Source organism: uncultured Thiohalocapsa sp. (assembly GCF_913063425.1).
Taxonomy (GTDB): domain Bacteria; phylum Pseudomonadota; class Gammaproteobacteria; order Chromatiales; family Chromatiaceae; genus Thiohalocapsa.
This window is the reverse complement of sequence record NZ_CAJXYK010000051.1, coordinates 11,388-29,170: the sequence shown is the minus strand read 5'-3', so window position 1 is coordinate 29,170 and position 17,783 is coordinate 11,388. Positions and strand designations below refer to the sequence as shown.

Below are 17,783 nucleotides of genomic sequence, written 5' to 3'. Positions count from 1 at the left end.
ATGACCAAGCGGCGCAGTGGGGCCTTGCCGAGCGCGTATGCGGCCAGCGCCGTCGAGCCTGTGCGTTCTCAGCGCGGATCGGCGCCGCAAACTGCCCGGGTGAGTCTTGGGCACCCGTTCGGCCTCACCTGTCACCCTCCGGAGCAGCCAATGAAACCCCATGCACCTTTGATCCACCCTGTGTCAGGGCGATCCACAGCAGCCGCGGCACTGGCCTGCACCACCCTGGCTTTGACCAGCATCGGCTGCGCACCGCGGCAGGAGGTGGCGCCCGCCGAGGAATGCTTCGATGCCAATGTCGAGCTGGTGGCACTGGGGGATGCGCAATACACCCGCGCAACGGCACGCACGCGCCAGGTGGACAGCATCATGCGCGACTATCTGGATGGCAACAACGCCCCGCCGGGTTGTGCCGTCGGCGTCGTCGTCGACAACGAGATCGAATTGCTCAAAGGCTATGGCCTTGCCGATCTTGCCACAAACACGCCGTATACCCATGCGACCATGCAGGGGGTCGGCTCCGTGTCCAAGACCATCACGGCCCTGGCAATCATGAAGCTGGTGGAGCAGGGCCATTTATCGCTGGACGACAGGGTCAATCAGCACCTGGACTTCCCGCACTTCAACCTGCTGGAGGTGACGGTGCGTGACCTTCTGGGCCACACCAGCGGTCTACCCACCTGGCCCGATTGGGAGCCGGCGCTCGACACCGAGCAGGAGCTGATTGGTCTCTACCCCTCGCTGGATCACCCGGGCATCAACCCGCGGCTTGTGCAGCAGGCCTACAACGCGACCGCGCTCCAGGCGTTGCCGAACGGGTCCGGCCGCTACTCCAATGCGGGGTATTCGCTGCTGGGTGCGGTGATCGACGCTGTGACGCATGCGCCGAATTTCCCCGGGCGCCGTGGCTATGAGGCCTACACCTGGTGGAACGTGGGCCTGAAAGAGGGCGTGATCACCGGCCCGACCATGATCAGCCTCTGCCTCGACACCTACTGGCGCGAGGACGACATCAGAAATCTGGCCACCGGCTACGATACGGACGGCGTCACTGCCTATCCCAACCTCGTCAACCCGGACGGAGGTCCGGGCGGCTGGCGCGGACCCGCCGGCGGCTGGGCGATGACCATCGGCGACCTGACCCGGCTGATGATCGGCATACACACGCATCGCTTCGTTTCGCCCGAGCTGCGGGCGGAGATGATGGCCCCCGACATCCTGCCGCCCAGCGGCGCGCACCGTTTCGGCCTGGGGGTCTGGAAGCTCGACAACCTGGGCCGCCCGAGCTTCATGCACGGCGGTAACATCGATGGCTTCACCGCGCGCTACACCTTCTGGCCGGATGAGGAAGTGGGCGTCGCGCTCATGTGCAATCGGCGCGATGCCGGCCGTTTCCGCCAGTTGACCAACGACATCGCAGCGCGCTTTCTGGCGGACGACGGCATTGCCGATGCAGCACCGGCGGCAGACGCGCAGCCCGCGCAGACGCTGCCCGCGGCCCGTGTGGTCGAAGCCGTGCTGGCCCAGGCGGCCGGCGGCGCCGACACGGGCGGACTGCTCTCCACCGCGCAGGGCCAACGCATCCTGGAGCACCTGCAGGCGCGCAACCTTGGCAGCGCAATCACCATTGCCGAATCGCTGCTGCCAAGGCTCGAGCGCAACGCCGCCGAGCCGTCGCCCCTCTCGGGCAGCCTGGAGGAGGCCCCGTGACGCCCTAATGCGGGAACAGCAATACGGGGACGGTAACCAATACGGGGACGGTAACCTTAATTCTTACCGGACGCTCGCGCTGGGGCAGCATCGCGGCCGTCGCGAGTCCGACGCAGTTCAGGATAACGTCCCCGCAACTGTCCCCGGACTTAATACGGGGACGGTAACCTCAATTGGCGCTGCGGCGCAAAAGTTAAGTATCACGTCCCCGTAATTGTGCGGCGCTGCGGCCCGAAGTTAAGTATAACGTCCCCGTAATTTTCCCCGTAATTGGTTTACGGCTGTTGCGGTTGTTGCGCTTTGAGGCGGTTCAGGAAGCCGGTGGCCTGGCCGCTTGGGTCCGGGAAGCGGTCCAGGTAACGCTCGCCCCAGCGGATGGCGGCGTCGGTGTGGCCTGCCTCGGCGTTGATGGTCACCAGGGCCAGGGCGATGTCGCGGTCGTTGGGATGGCGGTCGGCGGCAGCGGCGAGGGTGGCGAGTGCTGCGTCCGGGTCGCCTGCGGCCTCCTGCGCCAGCGCGTGCACATAGGCGTAGCGGGGCCGCTGCGGCGCAAGCTCGGCGGCGCGGGCGAGGGCTGCCACCGCCGCCGGCAGCTGCCTGGCCCTGATCTCCAGCAGGCCCAGGGCGTGCAGCAGGGCCGGATCGGCCGGCGCCTTGGCGAGTCCGTCTTCGAGCACCCGGCGACCCGCACTGTCCTGCCCGAGCGCCCGGTACAGGTCGGCGAGGTTGGCATAGGCCGGCGTGAAGCCAGGCTCCAGCGTCATGGCCCTGCGATAGGCGGCTTCGGCTGCGGTGCTGTCGCCGAGCAGCGCCTCCAGCAGGCCCAGATTGAGCCAGGACTCGGCCCGGTCGGCGTTGACCCGCCGGATGGCACGGTACTCGGCGAGGGCCGGTGCCAGCGCCCGCTGCATGGGGGATTTGCGCCCGGGGATGTTCGCCTCCAGCCGCGCGAAGCTCGCCAGCGCGCGGGCGGCGTCCACGCGCACCAGCCGCACCGGGTCCGCCACCAGCATGAGCCCGATGCGCACGGCGGCATCCGGCGACAGGCGCTCCAGGGCGCGGGCGGCGGCGGCGCGCAGCAGCGGCGAGTCGGCCATGGCCGCGTCCGCCAGCAGCCGCGGGTCCGGCGCCGCGGGCTGACCCGCGAGCAGGTCCACGGCCGTGGCGCGGACGATGGCGGGGGCGTCGGCATCGGCGATCAATTCGGCGAGCTGTTCGGCAGCCTCGGGCGCGCCCTCGCGCCCGGCGTGCAGCGCCGTTGCGTAATGCTTGGGCCGCGCCGGCTCGGCGTACCAACTGTCGATCTGCGCCGCCGCCCAGGCCGGGGTCTGGTCGCTGTGGCAGCCGTTGCAGGCGTTGGGGGTGCCGAGCGCCACGGACAGGTCCGGCCGCGGGATGCGCAGGCTGTGATCGGCGCGGTCGTCCACCACCATGTAGGTGCGCTCCGGCATGTGGCAGTCCACGCAGGCGGTGCCGCTGCCCTTGGTGCCCGGTGGGTCCGGCAGCGGATGATGGTGGTGCGCGGCGACGCCGTAGCGGCTGGACGCGTGGCAGCGGGCGCAGACCGCGTTGCCGGGCGCCCGCAGCGCCAGCGAGTGCGCGTCGTGGCAGTCGGTACAGGTGACGCCCTGCTGGTGCATCCGGCTCTGCAGGAAGGCGCCGTGCACGAAGACCTCGTCCAGGATCTGCCCATCCGCGTGGTAGAGCCCCTCCCCCAGCAGCGCCAGGCGATGGGTGTCCGCCAGCGGCACGTCCGGCGTGTAGTCGGCGTGGATCTGGCCGCGGCGGGCGTGGCAGCGGGCGCAGGTATTCAGCGACGCATGGCTGCTGCGGGCGGGCTCGCGGCGCGGCAGCCCGGTGCCCTGGTCGATGGTCCAGTGCCCGCCGTCGCGGTCCATGAGGTCCACCACCAGCCCCTTGTCTGCGGTCCAGGCATCTGGCGCACCGCCGGCGGCGGCCTGCGCCTGGGCGACATGCCTGGCGCCGGGTCCGTGGCAGGCCTCGCAGCCCACGTCGATCTCGGCCCAGGTGGTGGCGTAGCTGTCTGTGTCGGCGTCGTAGCCTTTGCTAAGCGCCGTGGAGTGGCATTCCGCGCACTGGTAGTTCCAGGTCTGGTCGCGTGCGGTCCAGTGCAGCGGATGCGTGTGGTCGTAGTCGCCCTCGGCCGGATACAGGTGAAACCAGCGCTGGCCACCGTCGGCGGCCGGGCGTGTGTCCCAGGCGATGCCGAGCGCCTGCAGGCGCCCGTTGGGAAAGCGGATCAGGTACTGCTGGAGCGGCTCCCAGCCGAAGGTGTAGGCGATGCGGTAGTCCCGCAGCTCGCCGTCCGGTCCGTCTGTGTGCACCCAATAGCCGCCGTCCTTGCGGTGGAAGCGGCTGGTGACGCCATGGGCCGTGAAGCTCGCATTGTCGAAGTCCCCGCGCACCGTGTCGGGCGTCGCCTCGGCCATGGCGAGGTCGTGGTGGGAGCCGCGCCAGGCCGCGAGCGCATCGGCATGACAGTCGCCGCAGCGGGTGCTGCCGACGTAGCCCGCGTCCGCCGGACGTGCGGCCGGCCCGGTGGCGTGCGCCGTCGCGGAGCCGGCCGCCGGCTCCGGTGCTGCCCAGGCGCCCGGGGCCGACAGAGCGAGCATCGCAGCGCCGAGGCGCAGCACGAGGCTCATGACGGGCCAAAGCCGCGCCCGGCACCCATGCACTGTGCGTCTCTCAGGCACCCGTCGCCCGCCGTCAGGAGTCCGTCGCATTGAGCGCCTCGTCCGGCCAATAGCGGCTGCCGGTGAGGCCGGCGGCGACCTTCCAGCCCTGCTTGGTGAGCACGAAGACGGCACGCCCGTCCTCGAAGCCGAGCGCCATGCGGTCCAGCTTGTCGCCGGCCATGGTGGTGGCCTCGGCGGTGGCGTCGAGCCCCTGGGTGACGAACTTGTTGTACGCAAAGGGCGTCTCGAACAGGATCACGAACTGCGTATCGAAGCCGCCGAAGCCGAGCCGCACGCCGACGCCGGCGCTGGCCATGCGCATATAGGTGCGCTCCCCGGTGTCGTTGTCCACGGCGACGCCGCGCCCGTAACCGCCGGCGAGCCCGAGCTTCACCTGGCGGGTGTCGAACACGGCGTAGCCGTAGCTCGCCCCCACCAGTGGGGCCACGTCTGGGCGCTCCCGGAGCAGGCGGTCCAGGGTCTCGGCGGCCATCAGGTCCAGCTTGGCGCGGGTGGCGGCGGGGGTGTCCGCATCGCCCAGATCCTCTGCCGTTTCCGCCGCCGTGGTCTTGACGCTGTCCACCGCCTTTTTGCCCAGGGCTTCGGTGGTCCGGGCCGCATCGCCGGCGGCCTTGCCCACCGTATCCGTGACCTCCCCGGCCACCTCGCCCGCCTTGCTCGCGGCCGCCGCGGCCTTCTCCTTGAGGCCGTCGAGCATGGATTGCGCCGCGAGCAGCGGCGACAGGCAGGCACAGGCCAGAGCGAATGCGAGCGCCGGCGCGGCCGGGGAGCGTCGGCGCGGGGGCAGCCGCGGAGTGATAGGCATGGGTGTTGACTCATGATCGATTCGGGAAGACGGGCGACAGCTTAGCGCGCCGTGCGGGGGTCTGCGCAGGATTGCGCAGGACGCGGGAGAAAGCATCCACGAATTCAGTATAACGTCCCCGTATTACCGAGAGAAAGCATCCACGAATTCAGTATAACGTCCCCGTATTACCGAGAGAAAGCATCCAAGAATTCAGTATAACGTCCCCGTATTACCGTCGGTGGACACCATCAGACAATTAAGTATCACGTCCCCATAACAGTTGACGCTAATTAGGGGACGTTATACCTAATTCGGCGCTGATACGGGGACGTTGTATGTCATTCGTTCGCGCGTTACTGAGCGTCCCAGATCTTGTCAGCACTGAACCGCAGGGCGACCCTGAAAAGACCGGAATTTTGGAGCTGCGAAGTACGCGAAAGACGCGAAAAGGGATGATTCAGCGGCCTGCTCGGGCGTTTTCGCGCATGGCGTCGATGTCCTGATGGGGACCGTCGGCACTGGCCATCGGGCCGGTCATCAGCTTTTCCCTTTCCATCGACTCAGGGATTCCGTCAGACTTGCGGGTGCTCGCGGAAATCCCGCATACCCCTCTATCGGCGAGGTTGCTACCGTCGGTTGATGGGGGCGGCCGCGGAGCCGTGTCCACCTCGCGTACCGGCACAGGCGCGGGGCAACCCGTTGGCCGGATTCCCTGGCAGCGTATCGCAGGCACCCCGGCGGCTGTAGCCAACGGCGGATAACCTGATTCGGTTCGCCGCGCAGACCATCATAACCACAGTCGCGCGCGGTACCCGACCCAGCGGGGTATGCCCGGATGCGCGACAGATCTCTCCTTCTCCTGCCCACCGCCGGCGGCGCCGACCGCCTTGAGGCCGTGACCGGCGCCTGCACCGCGCTCGGCTACGCCGTCAGTATCAGCTCGCTGGAGTCATTGAGCGCGAGCCCACCCGCCGCGCCGCTTCTGGTGCTCGCCGGCACCCCTGACACTGCACTGGCCGAACGGCTCCACGCGCTTTGCCGGCCGCGGGGGATTCCCGCCCTCGCCGTCCTGGTGGGTGGTCACCCAGGCTGGGGCGACCGCCTCGCGGAGCTCTGCTGCGATTGTGTGCGCTGGCCCTGCGAGCAGCCGGAGCTCGATTTCCGGCTCGCCCGCCTCTGCCGCCAACTGCCGGAGCCCGCGGCGGACGCGCTGGACCCGGCGCTGGCGGGGCTGCTGGCGGAGCTCAACCTCATCGGCCGCGCACCCGCCTTCAACCGGGCCATGGCCGTGCTGGGCCGTATGCTGCCCTGTGCGGCGCCGGTGCTCATCGAGGGCGAGACCGGCACCGGCAAGGAGCTGGCGGCGCGGGCACTGCATTATCTGGGTCCGCGGGCCGGCGGGCCCTTCGTCGCCGTCAACTGCGGTGCCCTGCCCGACCAGCTGCTGGAGAACGAGCTCTTCGGCCACGCCCGCGGCGCCTACACGGACGCCAAAACCGCCAGCGCCGGCGCCATCGGCGATGCCGCCGGGGGTACGCTGTTCCTGGACGAGATCGAGACCCTCTCGCCCAAGGCCCAGGCAGCCCTGCTCCGGTTCCTGCAGGAGCACGAGTACCGTCCCCTGGGCAGCAGCCGCACGCTGCGCTCCGACGCCCGCGTGGTGGCCGCCAGCAACGCGGACCTGCGCCGCCTGAGCACGGGCGTCGGCTTTCGCGCCGACCTCTACTTCCGCCTGGATGTGCTCGCGCTGCGCCTGCCGCCGCTGCGCGAGCGCGTGACGGACATCCCGCTGCTGGCACGCCACTTCATCCACCGCTTCTGCGCCGAGTACGGACTGCCCGCCCGGGAGCTCGCCCCCGCCGCCCTGCCGGTGCTCGCCGCCCACCCCTGGCCCGGCAACGTGCGCGAGCTTGAGAATCTGATTCACCGCAGTGTGCTGCTCGCCGACGGGGCGCTCGTCTTCCCACAGCCGGCGGCCGGTGAGGCGATGCCATCGGTGTCCGCCGCCCCCACCCAGGAGCCCTTCGCCGTGGCCAAGGCCCGCGCCATCGAGGCCTTCGAGCGCAGCTACCTCACCGACCTGCTCCAGGCCACCGGCGGCAACGTCTCCGAGGCCGCCCGCCGCGCAGACAAGGAGCGCCGGGCGCTGGGCAAGCTCCTCAAAAAGCACGCCATCGACGCCGGACCCGCCCGCAGCTGAATCCGCGTCACACCCATCCGGGTCACCTGCACCCCGCCCTGGGTCGCTTCCGACCCAGGCCCCGGCACCCGGCGCTGCAGCACCTCGACAGCGGGCTTTCGACTGGCTTCAGAACCAGCAGACACCGGGCACGGCTCGCTCCGGCAGGTCGGGTTACGCCCTGACAGGCTGATCCGACCTACCCGCCTGCCCGCCTCGCGCCGGACGCAACAGAGATTCGCGCCGGCGTGCCTGGGCCCGACCCCGAGGCCCCTGCGCCCTGGGTCACTCCGGACCCACAGGGGCGACGCCGACTGCTGCTAAGCCATTGTTCTGCTTCACCTGGGCAGATTGGCAAAGCGCTTGCTCATACCCGACCCCAAACGCTCGCCACGGAGCCCGCGCCCAGCAGAGATGAGCAGCGACGACGAGGACGCGGTGGCGGCCCTTGCGGAAGAGATCGCCCGCTACCTGGCCGCCAACCAGGGCGCGCGGGACACGGTGGACGGCATCACGCGCTGGTGGATCGCCCGCCAGCGCCTGCTGGAGACGAGGAGCATGGTGGAGAAGGCATTGCGTCACCTGGAGGCCCAGGGCCGTGTGCGCCCGCAGCGCAACGCCGGCGGCGAGCTGGTGTACGGCGCCGTCGCCCCGGGCGGGGATGCGGCGGACCCGGACGCGTCGGGAGCCGATGATGCCGGCGCGGACGGCGCCGAAACCCCGGACCGCGACGCCTGAGGTCCAACGCAATGGCGTCCTTCCAAGGGGTGCACGGCGCGGTGACCGCGCTCGCGGACCGGCTCACCGCCCGCCTGCCCGAGCCCTGGCGCAGCGGGAGCACCACCGCCCGGGTGACCGTGCTCGGCAGCGCCGACCTGAGCGAAGCCCTGAGCGGCAACCAGCTCGGCCTCTACCTGTACCGCATCGCCGTGGACCCGCACGGGCGCAACCGGCGCACGCCGGCGCCCGGCCCCGCCGGTGTGGGCGCCGAGCCCGACCGGGAGCTGCCGGTGAATCTGCACCTGCTGCTCATCGCCAATGCCGCCAGCGCCGCGCTGGAGGCAGACCTGCTGGCCTGGGCCATGCTGGAGATCGCCAACGAGCCGCTGCTGGACCTGGCGGCCCTCGTCGAGCACGACGCCGAATGGCGCAGCGCCGAGCAGGCGAGCATCGCCCCCGAGGACATCAGCATCGAGGACCAGATGCGCATCTGGGACCGCCTCGGCGCGGACTTCACCCTGTCCGCGGCCTATGTCATCCGCACCCTGCAGCTGCGCCTGCGCCCGGACGCCACCAGCCACGGCCCGGTGCGCTCGCGGGTCTTCCCGTCCGGGACCGTCTGAGGGCTGCACCGCCATGGACACGAAGGTCCAGGTCCTGGAGACCAACATCCTCCACGCCGACGGCGCCCTGCTGTGGCTCGACGCCACCAGCGGCGACCCGGACGACCCGGAGACCCTGGCGCCGGTGCGCGAGCCCCTGGCCGTGACCCTGAGCACCTATCCACGCGACCTGCGCTGGCGCGCCAAGCCCGGGCAGCTGGTGCTCTGGCGCCGGCCCGCCGGACCCCCCGCTGCGTCCATCGTGGACGGCGTCGCCAGCGAGGCCGAGCGCGCCCGCCCGGCGCTCACCCCCTACCGCGTCGCCGGCACCGCGGCGGACCCGGCCGGGCGCTTCAACCCGCTCGCCTTCGACCTGGACATCACCGGCGACGCGGGGCAGCCGCTGCTGCTCTACCGCTCGCCCGTCGGCGCCATGGTGCCCGCCGGCAACACCGTTACCGGCGGCGTGCTCGTCGGCCGGCTGGTCTTCGAGCAGACCGGCGACCCGGCGCTGGACGGCACCCCCGCGCGCTGGGCGCGGCTGCGGCTCGACGTGACCCTGGTGCCGGCGGACGGCGACAACCCCGCGCAGGTACGCGCCTTCGTCGCCCAGGCCGACGCCCACGGGGACTTCCGGCTGCTGCTCAGCCGGCTGCCCGCGCTGCCGGACGGCGTGCCGAGCTATACCGCGAGCCTCAGCGCCACCGCGCCGACCGGTGCAGCGCCGGAGGCACCGCCCGCCGCGGGCTTCGCGGCCATGCGCCTCGGCAGCACCCGGGCGCCCTTCGCGCTGGCCGCGGCGCTGGCGCTCGATCTGGTTCCCGGCGGTGTCGCCCGGCTCGACTCCGCCGCGCGCACCCACCTGGCGGTGGCACCCGCCTGACCTCAACCGATTCGCCCGCCGCGCCACGCATCAGGAGACCAAGGCCATGCCCGAGTACCTCGCCCCAGGCGTCTTCGTAGAGGAAGTCAGCTTCCGCTCCCGCTCCATCGAGGGCGTGGGCACCAGCGTAGCCGCCATCGTCGGCCCCACCCGCTCCGGCCCGTTGCGCGGCAGGCCGGAGGTCTGCACCAGCTTCGCGGACTTCGTGCGCATCTACGGCGACGCCGAGGACCTGAGCCTGAGCGGCAATGCGATACTGAACCACACCGCCATCGCCGCCCGCGCCTTCTTCGACAACGGCGGCAAGCAGCTCTACGTGGCCCGGGTGGTTGCCGGCGTCAACAGCACCGATGCGACGAGCGCCGGCAGCAGCGCCGATGCGGCCACTGCGACGGACGCCAACGGCGTGGTCACCTTCACCAGCCGCTTCCCCGGGGCGCGCGGCGACTTCACCCTGGAGCTGCGCTGGCGCGACAGCGAGAACCTGCTCAGGCGCGAGCGCACCACCACGCCCGCCGACGGCGAAGTGCTGTTCCTGGACGCCACCGGGCTGCCGCAGGAGATCCGTGCCACCGGCGTCGCCGGCGACGTGCCGCCGGCGCGCTTCCCGATGGACTTCCGCGGCCTGGTGCGCCGCAACGGCGACCATTACGACATCGTGGACAACCTGGCGGAAATCACCGCCGCCTCCGGCAGCACCACGCCGGATCAGCTCGCCCCGGACGGCGCCACCGAGGGCCGGCTCATGGCCGCCGGCGTCGCCGCCGCCAGCACCACCTTCACCCGGGTCTACGCCCGCCAACCCACCACGGGTCCGCTCGCGGACGGTGATGCCGCCGAGATCACCCTCACCGACGAGACCGACCTGTCCGCGTTCACGGGCGCCGCCCACTGGGGCACGCTGCGGCAGCTGCGCGGCACCATCGACGCCGCCGGCACGACCTTCACGGTGCTGGCGGACCTGAATCAGGGCGTCGCCGACGACATCCCCCTGCGCCTCGCCGCCTTGGCGGCGGAGCCCGGCGCCGCCGCCGCGGTGATGGTGAAGCGCGGCTTCGACATCGACGTGCGCCTGGCGGACCCGGGCGACGAGCCGGACGACGAGCAGGGCGAGATCATCCACAGCTACACCGGCATGAGCACCGCACCGGACGGGGCCGACAGCATGCCCGCGGTGATGCCGGCGACGCCGGAGCGGCGTCTGGACGCCCTCACCGCCCCCGTGTCCTGCACCATCGCGGAGACCCTGAACGGCTCCCCGGTCACCGGCGCCGACGTGCTCGCGGCGCTGGAGAGCCTGTTCGAGGACGCCTTCCTGGACCCGCCCGCCACGGTCGCCGCCGGCCCGCGCTGGCTCATCCGCATGGGCGCCGGCGCCGCCAACGGCAGCCCGGGCAGCGACGGCGACACCCCCGGGGGCACGGACTACGCAGGCGAGGTGGACGAGGTGCAGGGCAACACCGGCCTCGCCGCGCTGGAGGACATCGAGGACATCGCCATTGTCATGACCCCGGCCGCAGCGGCCCATGCCGACAGCCACCAGCAGGTGGTGGCGGCCATGCAGGCCCACTGCCGGCGCATGCGCTATCGCATCGGCATCGTCGATGCGCAGGAGGGCATGGCCCTGTCCGAGGTGCGCGAATTCGCGGGCAATTTCGACGACTCCCGGCTCGCGCTCTACTACCCCTGGGTGGTTACGGCAGACCCCACCGGGCGCCGCCCGACCATCACAGTGCCTCCGGGCGGCTTCATCGCCGGCGTCTATGCCAACACCGATGTCACCCGCGGCGTGCACAAGGCCCCGGCCAACGAGGTCGTCATCGGCGCGCTCCGGTTCGCGCAGGACATCAACCAGTTCCAGCAGGAGCTGCTGAACCCCAACGGCATCAACTGCCTGCGCTCCTTCCCCGGGCGCGGCCACCGGGTCTGGGGCGGGCGCACGCTCTCCAGCGACCCGGAATGGCAGTACGTCAACGTGCGGCGCTACTTCCTGTACCTGGAGCGCTCCATCGACGTCTCCACCCAGTGGGTGGTGTTCGAGCCCAACGGCGAGCGCCTCTGGGCCAATGTGACGGCCACCGTCGAGGGCTTCCTCTACAACGAGTGGTTCAACGGCCGCCTGCTCGGCGGCTCCGCCAAGGCCGCCTTCTTCGTGCGCTGCGACCGCAGCACCATGACCCAGAACGACCTCGACAACGGCCGCCTGGTGTGTCTGGTGGGCGTCGCGCCGCTGCGGCCGGCGGAGTTCGTGATCTTCCGCATCGGCCAGAAGACGGCGGACGCCTGAGGCCCAGCCTGAGCGCAAGCCCGAGAGCAAGCCTGGGAGCAAGCCCGAGAGCACGCCTTAAGACCCGACCGGCCGACCGAGCCCGCACAGGACCCAACCGGAGCGCACCATGCCCATTCAACGCCCCACCCCCTATTCCGCCTTCAACTTCCTGGTGGCCCTAGGCGACGGCACCGAGGCCGAGGTGATCGGCGGCTTCGCCGAGGTCTCGGGCCTCAATGCCGAGGTCACCATCGCCGAGTACCGCAACGGCAATGTGCCGGTGAACTATGTCACCAAGATCCCCGGTATCCACAAGGCCGGCGACGTGACCCTGAAGCGCGGCGTCATCGGCGCCCAGAACATCTACGACTGGCTGGAGCAGATCCGCGGCGGCGCCGTGGACGCCAAGCGCTCCGTGGAGGTGCGGCTGCAGGACGAGAGCCAGAGCCAGACGGTGGTCACCTGGCGCCTGCTCGGGGCCATGCCCATGAAGTACACCGGTCCGACCCTCACGGCCAAAGGCGGCACCGACGTGGCCATGGAAGAGCTGGTGCTGGCCGTGGAGACCATCGAGCAGCTGTGACCGGCACCGCGGACATGGACCTCATGGCCGGCCGGGTCCGGCTCACGCCGCGCCCGGCGGACGCCGCGGGCTCGGTGCTGCCGGCCTGCTTCATCGGCCACTGCCCGGGGCGGGTGCGCCCCGAGCGGCTGCGCCCCCGGGCGCGCGCGGCGCTGCGCGACATCGGCTTCGGCGCCGCCGTGGACCATCTGGACGCGGCGCATCCGCCCGGCCCTGCGGCGGCTCCGCCGGCAGCGCCCGGCGCAGCCTCGACGGGCGAGCTGGATGCGGCCACCCGCGCCCGGCTCAGCGCCCTTAAGCACCTGCCGCTGCCGCTGCGCGCCGCGGCGGAGCTGACCGATCTCTTCCCGGACGCCGCCACGGCCACGGCCGGCCATCCGAGCACCCTCGGCGGCAGCGGCGCCTGGCTGCCCCAGGCGGTGGCGGACTTCTTCGCCAACGGCGGCGAGCTGCTCTGGGTCATCGTCGTGCCGGAGGCGGAAGGTCGCGGCGGCTTCTTCGGCCTGCCGGAAGCGGCCCTCGCCGACCCGGACGCGGCCCACCCGTCCGCACCCCTGCCGCTGCACATGCCGCTGGCCCTGCGCGGGCTGGGGCTCGCGCTGGCCATCCCGGACATCGGCATCCTGGCCCTGCCGGACCTGGAGCGCCTTCAGGTGCCGCCCACCCTCGCGGGGCCGCCCCGGGTGCGGCTGCCGAACCCGGCGCCCCGCTTCCTGCCCTGCAGCGTGCGCCATGACGACGGCCACCGCGAGCGCCGCCACGGCCCGGAGATGGTCTCCCCGACCCCGCCGCTGCCCACGCTCACCCTGCTCGGCGCCGTCGCCGGGGCGCTGGCGGACTATCGCCCGGACCTCATGTGCCTCTACACCCTGCCGCTCGCCGCCGCCGGCACCCACCGGGACCCGGTGCCGCAGCCGGCGGCCCTGGCGCAGCTCGCGGCGCGAGCAGGATCCGGCTGGTCCCGGGGCCGCCGGCTGCAGCTGCTCTGGCCCTATCTGCGCGACGCCGACCTCGGGCTGCGCAGCGCCGTGGGCGTGGTGGCCGGCGCCCAGGCCCAGGTGGCGGCCAGGCTCGGGCCCTGGCGCTCCGCGGCCGGCATGGCGCTGGTGAGCGCCGGGAATCCCTACCCGCCCGTGGCGCGGGAGCAGGCGGCGGCGCTGCGCACCAGCCCCGGCGTCGGCGTGCTGCACCAGCGCGGCGGCAGCCTTGAGCTGGAAGACGAGCGGCTCCTGGTGCCGGCGCTGCACCCGACGGATGCCGTGGGCCGCACCGCCCCCGGTTGGCGCTCCGGTGAGGTACAGCGGTTCCTCGGCTGGCTTCAGCGCCGCCTGAGGCGCCTGGGCGAGGCCCTGGTTTTCGACGCCGACCCCGATGACCCACGGGTGCCGCTGCTGCTGGAGCGCTTCTGCCGCAGCCTGCACGACCGCGGCGCCCTGCGCGGCGCCCAGCCCCGGGACGCCTTCAGCATCCGCCCGCTGCGCCCCGTCGGCGGTGCGCCGCCGGGTGTGCTGGGCTACGAGCTGGAGCTGGCGCCGGCCTTCCCGCTGGACCGCGTCCGGCTCACCTTCGTCAACCAGGCCGGCAGCTGGGGACCGGCGTCTGGGGGGCCGGCGTCTGGGGGGCCGGCGTCTGGGGGGCCGGCGTCTGGGGGGCCGGCGTCTGGGGGCCGGGGCGCAGTCGGTGCCGACGGGCGCCCGGCGGCGGCGGCCTGACCGGCGCAGGGGAGCACAGCCATGACGCCCTTCATCCCCTTCCGCTTCCGGGTGACGCTCTTCGCCGCCGACGAGGCCGCTGCACCCACCGCCGCGGCCACCCGCAGCGCCGCCGCCGGGCGCACCACCAATGTCCTCTGCGGCGGCGCCTTCAGCGAGGTGAGTGGGCTCGAGGCCACCATGGAGCCGAAAACGGTCCAGGAAGGCGGGCGCAACTGGGGCGAGGTGCAGCTGCCCGGGCGCACCAAGTTCTCGCCGGTCATTCTCAAGCGCGGCGTCACCACGCTGAACGACCTCTGGGCCTGGTTCGACGTGGTGAGCCGCCAGGCCGATTACGACTACCGCATGGTGGGCGTCATCGAGGTGCTCGGCAACGCCCCGGGCGCAGATGCCGGCCTCACCACGGCGCCGAGCCCGGAGACCGTCATGCATTGGACCCTGCTGAACGCCCTGCCCATCAAGTTCAAGGGGCCGGACCTGTCCGGCACCGCCAACCAGGTGGCCATCGAGGAGCTGCACCTGGTGCATGAAGGGCTCGAGCTGACGCGGCCCGTCTGAGCCGAATCCAGAGCGCGACACAGGAGGCGACACCAAGATGCCGGACCCCACCCGCGCCAAGCTGCTGCCCGTGAGCGGGCCCACGGACCAGGGCAACCCGAGTCAGGCCGTGGACGTGCAGTTCAATCCGGACTCGCTGAAGGTGAGCCTGGCCAACTCCCTGTCCGCCAACGACAAGAGCAAGAACGGCAACGCCGCCCAGTACCTGGACAAGAGCGCCGGCACGCTCACGGTGGAGCTGGTGTTCGACACCAGCGCGGAGGGCACCGACGTGCGCCGGCGCACCGGCGTGCTCTACGAGCGCTTCATGCAGCCCGTGGAGGAAGGCAGCAAGCTCAAGGCGCCGTCGCGCTGCCTGTTCCAGTGGGGGGCCTTCGAGTTCGTCGGGCTCATGCTCAGCATGGACGAGACGCTGGACTTCTTCTCGTCCACCGGCCTGCCGCTGCGCGCCACGGTGTCGCTCAAGCTCCAGCAGGACCGCTACCAGCCCCGCGCCGGCAGCGCGGACGCGCCGGGCGCCGGCGCTGACCCGACCTTCGCCGATGTCAGCACCCAGGCCCCGGACTGGAGCCCGCCCGTGCCCAGCACGGACTGGCGCAGCACCGCCGCCTTCAACGGGCTGGAGTCGCCCCGGGATGCCATGGGCCAGGGGCTCAGCCTGCCGGGGGTGCAGCCCACGGCGGCCCTGGGCGGCAAGTTGGGGCTGTCGGTGAAGGCCGGCGCCGCCGTCGGCGGGGCCGGCTTCAGCTTCGGCGCGTCCGGCGCCATCGGCACCGGCATCGCCGGCGCCTTCTCCACCGCCGGGCTGTCCGCGGGCGCTGGCGCCAACTTGAGCGCCGGCATCGGCGGTGGTCTCAGCGGGTCAGCGAGCATCGACGCACGCGCCTCCCTCACCGGCCAGCTCAGCGCCGCTGCCGGCCTCGGCGCCGGCCTCTCGGCGGGCGCCTCAGCCGGACTGGGCGCGGGTGCCGGCGCGGGTCTGGGTGGCAGTCTGGGTGCTGGCCTCACGGCCGGCGCCGGTGCCTCGGCCTCAGCCGGCGCCGCGTTCGGCGCGTCTGCCGACGCATCCCTGGGCGCATCCGGGGGCGCATCAGCGGGCGCCTCCGCCGGGGCCGACCTGCGCGCCTCCGCATCCACCAGCGTCGGCTTCGACTGACGGGAGCCCTGCCATGCCCATTCTCATCGACGAGCTGGACCTGGAAGTCACCGGCGGCGGGGAGCCGGAAGGCGACCCGGACCCCCTCGGCGCCCTGACACCGGCGACGCCCGAGGAGGAGCAGGTCCTGCGCCTGCTGGCGCTGGCCGAAGAGCGCCGCGCGCGCCTGCTCACCGACTGATCGACCTAAGCGAGAGAGCCCCCATTCGCCATGCCCGACCCCGCCTACACCAGCGCCAGACCGCGGCTCAAGGTCGCCGGCACGGAGCGCGCCGACCTCGCCGACGCGCTGCAGGGGGCGACGCTCAACCTGCCGCTGCACGGCATGGCCCACGGCGAGCTGCTGCTCAACTTCTTCGGCGCCGGGCCGGAAGACGACGCACCCGACTTCCGCTTTCTGGACATCGCCCTGGGCGACCGGGTGCAGGTGGCCTTTGGCGAAGACGCCGAGCTGCGCGTCTTCGACGGCGAGCTCACCGGCATCGAGGAGCGCTACGGCGACGGCGCCCCGCGCCTGGTGCTGCTGCTGCAGGACCCGCTGCATCGCCTGGCCCGGGCGCGCGCACCTATGGTCTACGCCGCCACCGATGCCGACACCCTGGTGCGCACGGTGGCCGAGCGCCATGGACTGGAGCACGACGTGGCCGTCTCCGCTGTCGCCGCCGACTGGCACCAGCTCACCGAGAGCGACCTCGCCTTTCTGCTGCGGGTGCTCGGGCCCTTCGGCGTGGCGCTGCGGGTGCACAACGGCATCCTGCGCGCGCGCCCGGAGGCGCCGGACCCGGAGCCCATCACCCTGGACGCCGCCGACAACGCCCTCAGCGCCCGGCTGCTGGCGGACCTGGCCCACCAGCCCACCCGCACCGAGGTCAAGGGCTGGGACCTCGCCGCCGGCAGCGGCATCAACGGCGAGCGCGCGCGCCTGGAGCCCGCTCCCGCAGGCAGCGGCGCCGCTGAGCTGCTGGACCTCCTCGGCTGGGCCGGCAACGAGCTGGTGCCCCAGCCCCTGCCCACCCGCGAGGGCCTCGGCCGCGCCTATGCCCGCGGCCACTTCGAGCGCCGCGCCCGCGCCTTCTGCACCGGCGAGGTCACCTGCGTCGGCGACCCACGCCTGCGCGCCGGCCGCGAGGTGCGCCTGGCCGGTGTGTCTGCGCGCATGGCCGGCACCTGGCGCGTGAGTCACTGCCTGCACGGCTTCGACAGCGCCACCGGCTACCGCGCCCGCCTGCGGCTCAATCGCAGCGGCTGGGGGGAGGCGGCATGACCCCGCACGGCCTCGGCGAGCTCGCCGCCCTGCACCTGGCGGAGGTGCAGGACAACCAGGACCCGGACGCCCGCGGGCGCATCCAGGTGAGCCTGGTGGGGGCGCCCACGGCCTTCTGGGCGCCCGTGGTGGTGCCCTCCGCCGGCGGCGGCTATGGCCTCGCCTGCCTGCCGCGCATCGGCGAGCTGGTGGTGGTGGGCTTCGTCACACCGGACCTGCCGCTGGTGCTGGGCGCGCTCTGGTCCGGCGCCGACAGCTTCCCGGACGCCGCCGACCCGCCCGAGGACCACTATCTGCTGCGCACGCCGCGCGGCTGCATGCTGCAGCTCGACGACGGCGCCGGACCCAGGGCCACGCTGCGCACGCCCTCCGGCAACCGGGTGGAGATCGACGACGGTGCCGGCGAGGTGCGCATCCGCCGCGGCGGCGACGAGGTGACCCTGGCCCAGGACGGCATCAGCATCACCGCCGCCGGGCGGGTCAGTGTCCAGGCGGGCGCCGACGTGGAGGTGAACGCGGCCATGGTGACGGTGAACGCTGCCATGAGCAGCTTCTCCGGCGTGCTGCAGGCCGACACCGTTCTGGCCAATTCCGTGGTCAGCGCCAGCTACAGCCCCGGCGCGGGCAACATGTGGTGACGGCC

The 17,783-nt window shown here is 72.2% G+C and carries 15 protein-coding genes; 13 read left to right on the top strand and 2 right to left on the bottom strand.

Annotated elements, in window-relative coordinates; all coding sequences use genetic code 11:
• The gene (locus QZ607_RS21345) at window positions 1-1,710 is read left to right on the top strand and encodes a serine hydrolase (RefSeq protein ID WP_295886941.1); all 1,710 of its coding nucleotides are present in this window, start codon (window positions 1-3) and stop codon (window positions 1,708-1,710) included.
• Window positions 1,711-1,985: 275 nt separating this feature from the next.
• On the opposite strand, the gene QZ607_RS21340 is transcribed toward QZ607_RS21345, so the two are convergent.
• Complete coding sequence (locus tag QZ607_RS21340; protein WP_295886937.1) at window positions 1,986-4,373, bottom strand: tetratricopeptide repeat protein; 2,388 nt, start codon at window positions 4,371-4,373, stop codon at window positions 1,986-1,988.
• Between the two features lie 64 nt (window positions 4,374-4,437).
• Entirely contained in the window at window positions 4,438-5,232 is a 795-nt protein-coding gene (locus QZ607_RS21335; protein WP_295886935.1) for a hypothetical protein, read from the bottom strand.
• Window positions 5,233-6,049: 817 nt separating this feature from the next.
• Between QZ607_RS21335 and QZ607_RS21330 the strand changes: the two genes are divergently transcribed.
• From QZ607_RS21330 to QZ607_RS21275, 12 genes are all read left to right on the top strand, one after another.
• Entirely contained in the window at window positions 6,050-7,414 is a 1,365-nt protein-coding gene (locus tag QZ607_RS21330; RefSeq protein ID WP_295886934.1) for a sigma 54-interacting transcriptional regulator, read from the top strand.
• A gap of 393 nt (window positions 7,415-7,807) precedes the next feature.
• Entirely contained in the window at window positions 7,808-8,131 is a 324-nt protein-coding gene (locus QZ607_RS21325; RefSeq protein ID WP_295886931.1) for a hypothetical protein, read from the top strand.
• Between the two features lie 11 nt (window positions 8,132-8,142).
• On the top strand, window positions 8,143-8,736 hold the full coding sequence (locus QZ607_RS21320; RefSeq protein WP_295886929.1) for a DUF4255 domain-containing protein: 594 nt from the start codon (window positions 8,143-8,145) through the stop codon (window positions 8,734-8,736).
• A 13-nt stretch (window positions 8,737-8,749) separates the two neighbouring features.
• Entirely contained in the window at window positions 8,750-9,598 is an 849-nt protein-coding gene (locus tag QZ607_RS21315; RefSeq protein ID WP_295886928.1) for a carboxypeptidase regulatory-like domain-containing protein, read from the top strand.
• Between the two features lie 46 nt (window positions 9,599-9,644).
• Entirely contained in the window at window positions 9,645-11,885 is a 2,241-nt protein-coding gene (locus QZ607_RS21310; RefSeq protein WP_295886926.1) for a phage tail sheath subtilisin-like domain-containing protein, read from the top strand.
• Window positions 11,886-11,994: 109 nt separating this feature from the next.
• On the top strand, window positions 11,995-12,450 hold the full coding sequence (locus QZ607_RS21305) for a phage tail protein (RefSeq protein ID WP_295886924.1): 456 nt from the start codon (window positions 11,995-11,997) through the stop codon (window positions 12,448-12,450).
• Window positions 12,447-14,162 carry a hypothetical protein gene (locus tag QZ607_RS21300; RefSeq protein WP_295886921.1) on the top strand — a complete coding sequence of 572 codons (1,716 nt, stop codon included), beginning with the start codon at window positions 12,447-12,449 and terminating at the stop codon, window positions 14,160-14,162. Before QZ607_RS21305 ends, QZ607_RS21300 begins: the two co-directional genes overlap by 4 nt.
• Before the next feature lie 21 nt (window positions 14,163-14,183).
• Window positions 14,184-14,720, top strand: a complete 537-nt coding sequence (locus QZ607_RS21295) for a phage tail protein (RefSeq protein ID WP_295886919.1) — start codon at window positions 14,184-14,186, stop codon at window positions 14,718-14,720.
• A gap of 37 nt (window positions 14,721-14,757) precedes the next feature.
• Window positions 14,758-15,876 carry a hypothetical protein gene (locus tag QZ607_RS21290; RefSeq protein ID WP_295886916.1) on the top strand — a complete coding sequence of 373 codons (1,119 nt, stop codon included), beginning with the start codon at window positions 14,758-14,760 and terminating at the stop codon, window positions 15,874-15,876.
• A gap of 13 nt (window positions 15,877-15,889) precedes the next feature.
• The gene (locus tag QZ607_RS21285) at window positions 15,890-16,057 is read left to right on the top strand and encodes a hypothetical protein (RefSeq protein WP_295886914.1); all 168 of its coding nucleotides are present in this window, start codon (window positions 15,890-15,892) and stop codon (window positions 16,055-16,057) included.
• A 30-nt stretch (window positions 16,058-16,087) separates the two neighbouring features.
• A complete protein-coding gene (locus tag QZ607_RS21280) occupies window positions 16,088-17,140 on the top strand; it encodes a hypothetical protein (RefSeq protein WP_295886911.1) in 1,053 nt (350 codons plus the stop codon).
• Complete coding sequence (locus QZ607_RS21275) at window positions 17,137-17,778, top strand: phage baseplate assembly protein V (RefSeq protein ID WP_295886909.1); 642 nt, start codon at window positions 17,137-17,139, stop codon at window positions 17,776-17,778. The genes QZ607_RS21280 and QZ607_RS21275 overlap by 4 nt, the downstream gene beginning before the upstream one ends.
• Window positions 17,779-17,783: the final 5 nt, after the last annotated feature.

What these genes read in the sequence shown, in the direction of transcription:
- QZ607_RS21305 (WP_295886924.1), top strand. Translation starts at nt 11,995, where the DNA reads ATGCCCATTCAACGCCCCACCCCCTATTCCGCCTTCAACTTCCTGGTG.
- QZ607_RS21340 (WP_295886937.1), bottom strand. Translation starts at nt 4,373, where the DNA reads ATGAGCCTCGTGCTGCGCCTCGGCGCTGCGATGCTCGCTCTGTCGGCC.
- QZ607_RS21280 (WP_295886911.1), top strand. Translation starts at nt 16,088, where the DNA reads ATGCCCGACCCCGCCTACACCAGCGCCAGACCGCGGCTCAAGGTCGCC.
- QZ607_RS21330 (WP_295886934.1), top strand. Translation starts at nt 6,050, where the DNA reads ATGCGCGACAGATCTCTCCTTCTCCTGCCCACCGCCGGCGGCGCCGAC.
- QZ607_RS21290 (WP_295886916.1), top strand. Translation starts at nt 14,758, where the DNA reads ATGCCGGACCCCACCCGCGCCAAGCTGCTGCCCGTGAGCGGGCCCACG.
- QZ607_RS21295 (WP_295886919.1), top strand. Translation starts at nt 14,184, where the DNA reads ATGACGCCCTTCATCCCCTTCCGCTTCCGGGTGACGCTCTTCGCCGCC.
- QZ607_RS21310 (WP_295886926.1), top strand. Translation starts at nt 9,645, where the DNA reads ATGCCCGAGTACCTCGCCCCAGGCGTCTTCGTAGAGGAAGTCAGCTTC.
- QZ607_RS21325 (WP_295886931.1), top strand. Translation starts at nt 7,808, where the DNA reads ATGAGCAGCGACGACGAGGACGCGGTGGCGGCCCTTGCGGAAGAGATC.
- QZ607_RS21335 (WP_295886935.1), bottom strand. Translation starts at nt 5,232, where the DNA reads ATGCCTATCACTCCGCGGCTGCCCCCGCGCCGACGCTCCCCGGCCGCG.
- QZ607_RS21275 (WP_295886909.1), top strand. Translation starts at nt 17,137, where the DNA reads ATGACCCCGCACGGCCTCGGCGAGCTCGCCGCCCTGCACCTGGCGGAG.
- QZ607_RS21320 (WP_295886929.1), top strand. Translation starts at nt 8,143, where the DNA reads ATGGCGTCCTTCCAAGGGGTGCACGGCGCGGTGACCGCGCTCGCGGAC.
- QZ607_RS21345 (WP_295886941.1), top strand. Translation starts at nt 1, where the DNA reads ATGACCAAGCGGCGCAGTGGGGCCTTGCCGAGCGCGTATGCGGCCAGC.
- QZ607_RS21315 (WP_295886928.1), top strand. Translation starts at nt 8,750, where the DNA reads ATGGACACGAAGGTCCAGGTCCTGGAGACCAACATCCTCCACGCCGAC.
- QZ607_RS21285 (WP_295886914.1), top strand. Translation starts at nt 15,890, where the DNA reads ATGCCCATTCTCATCGACGAGCTGGACCTGGAAGTCACCGGCGGCGGG.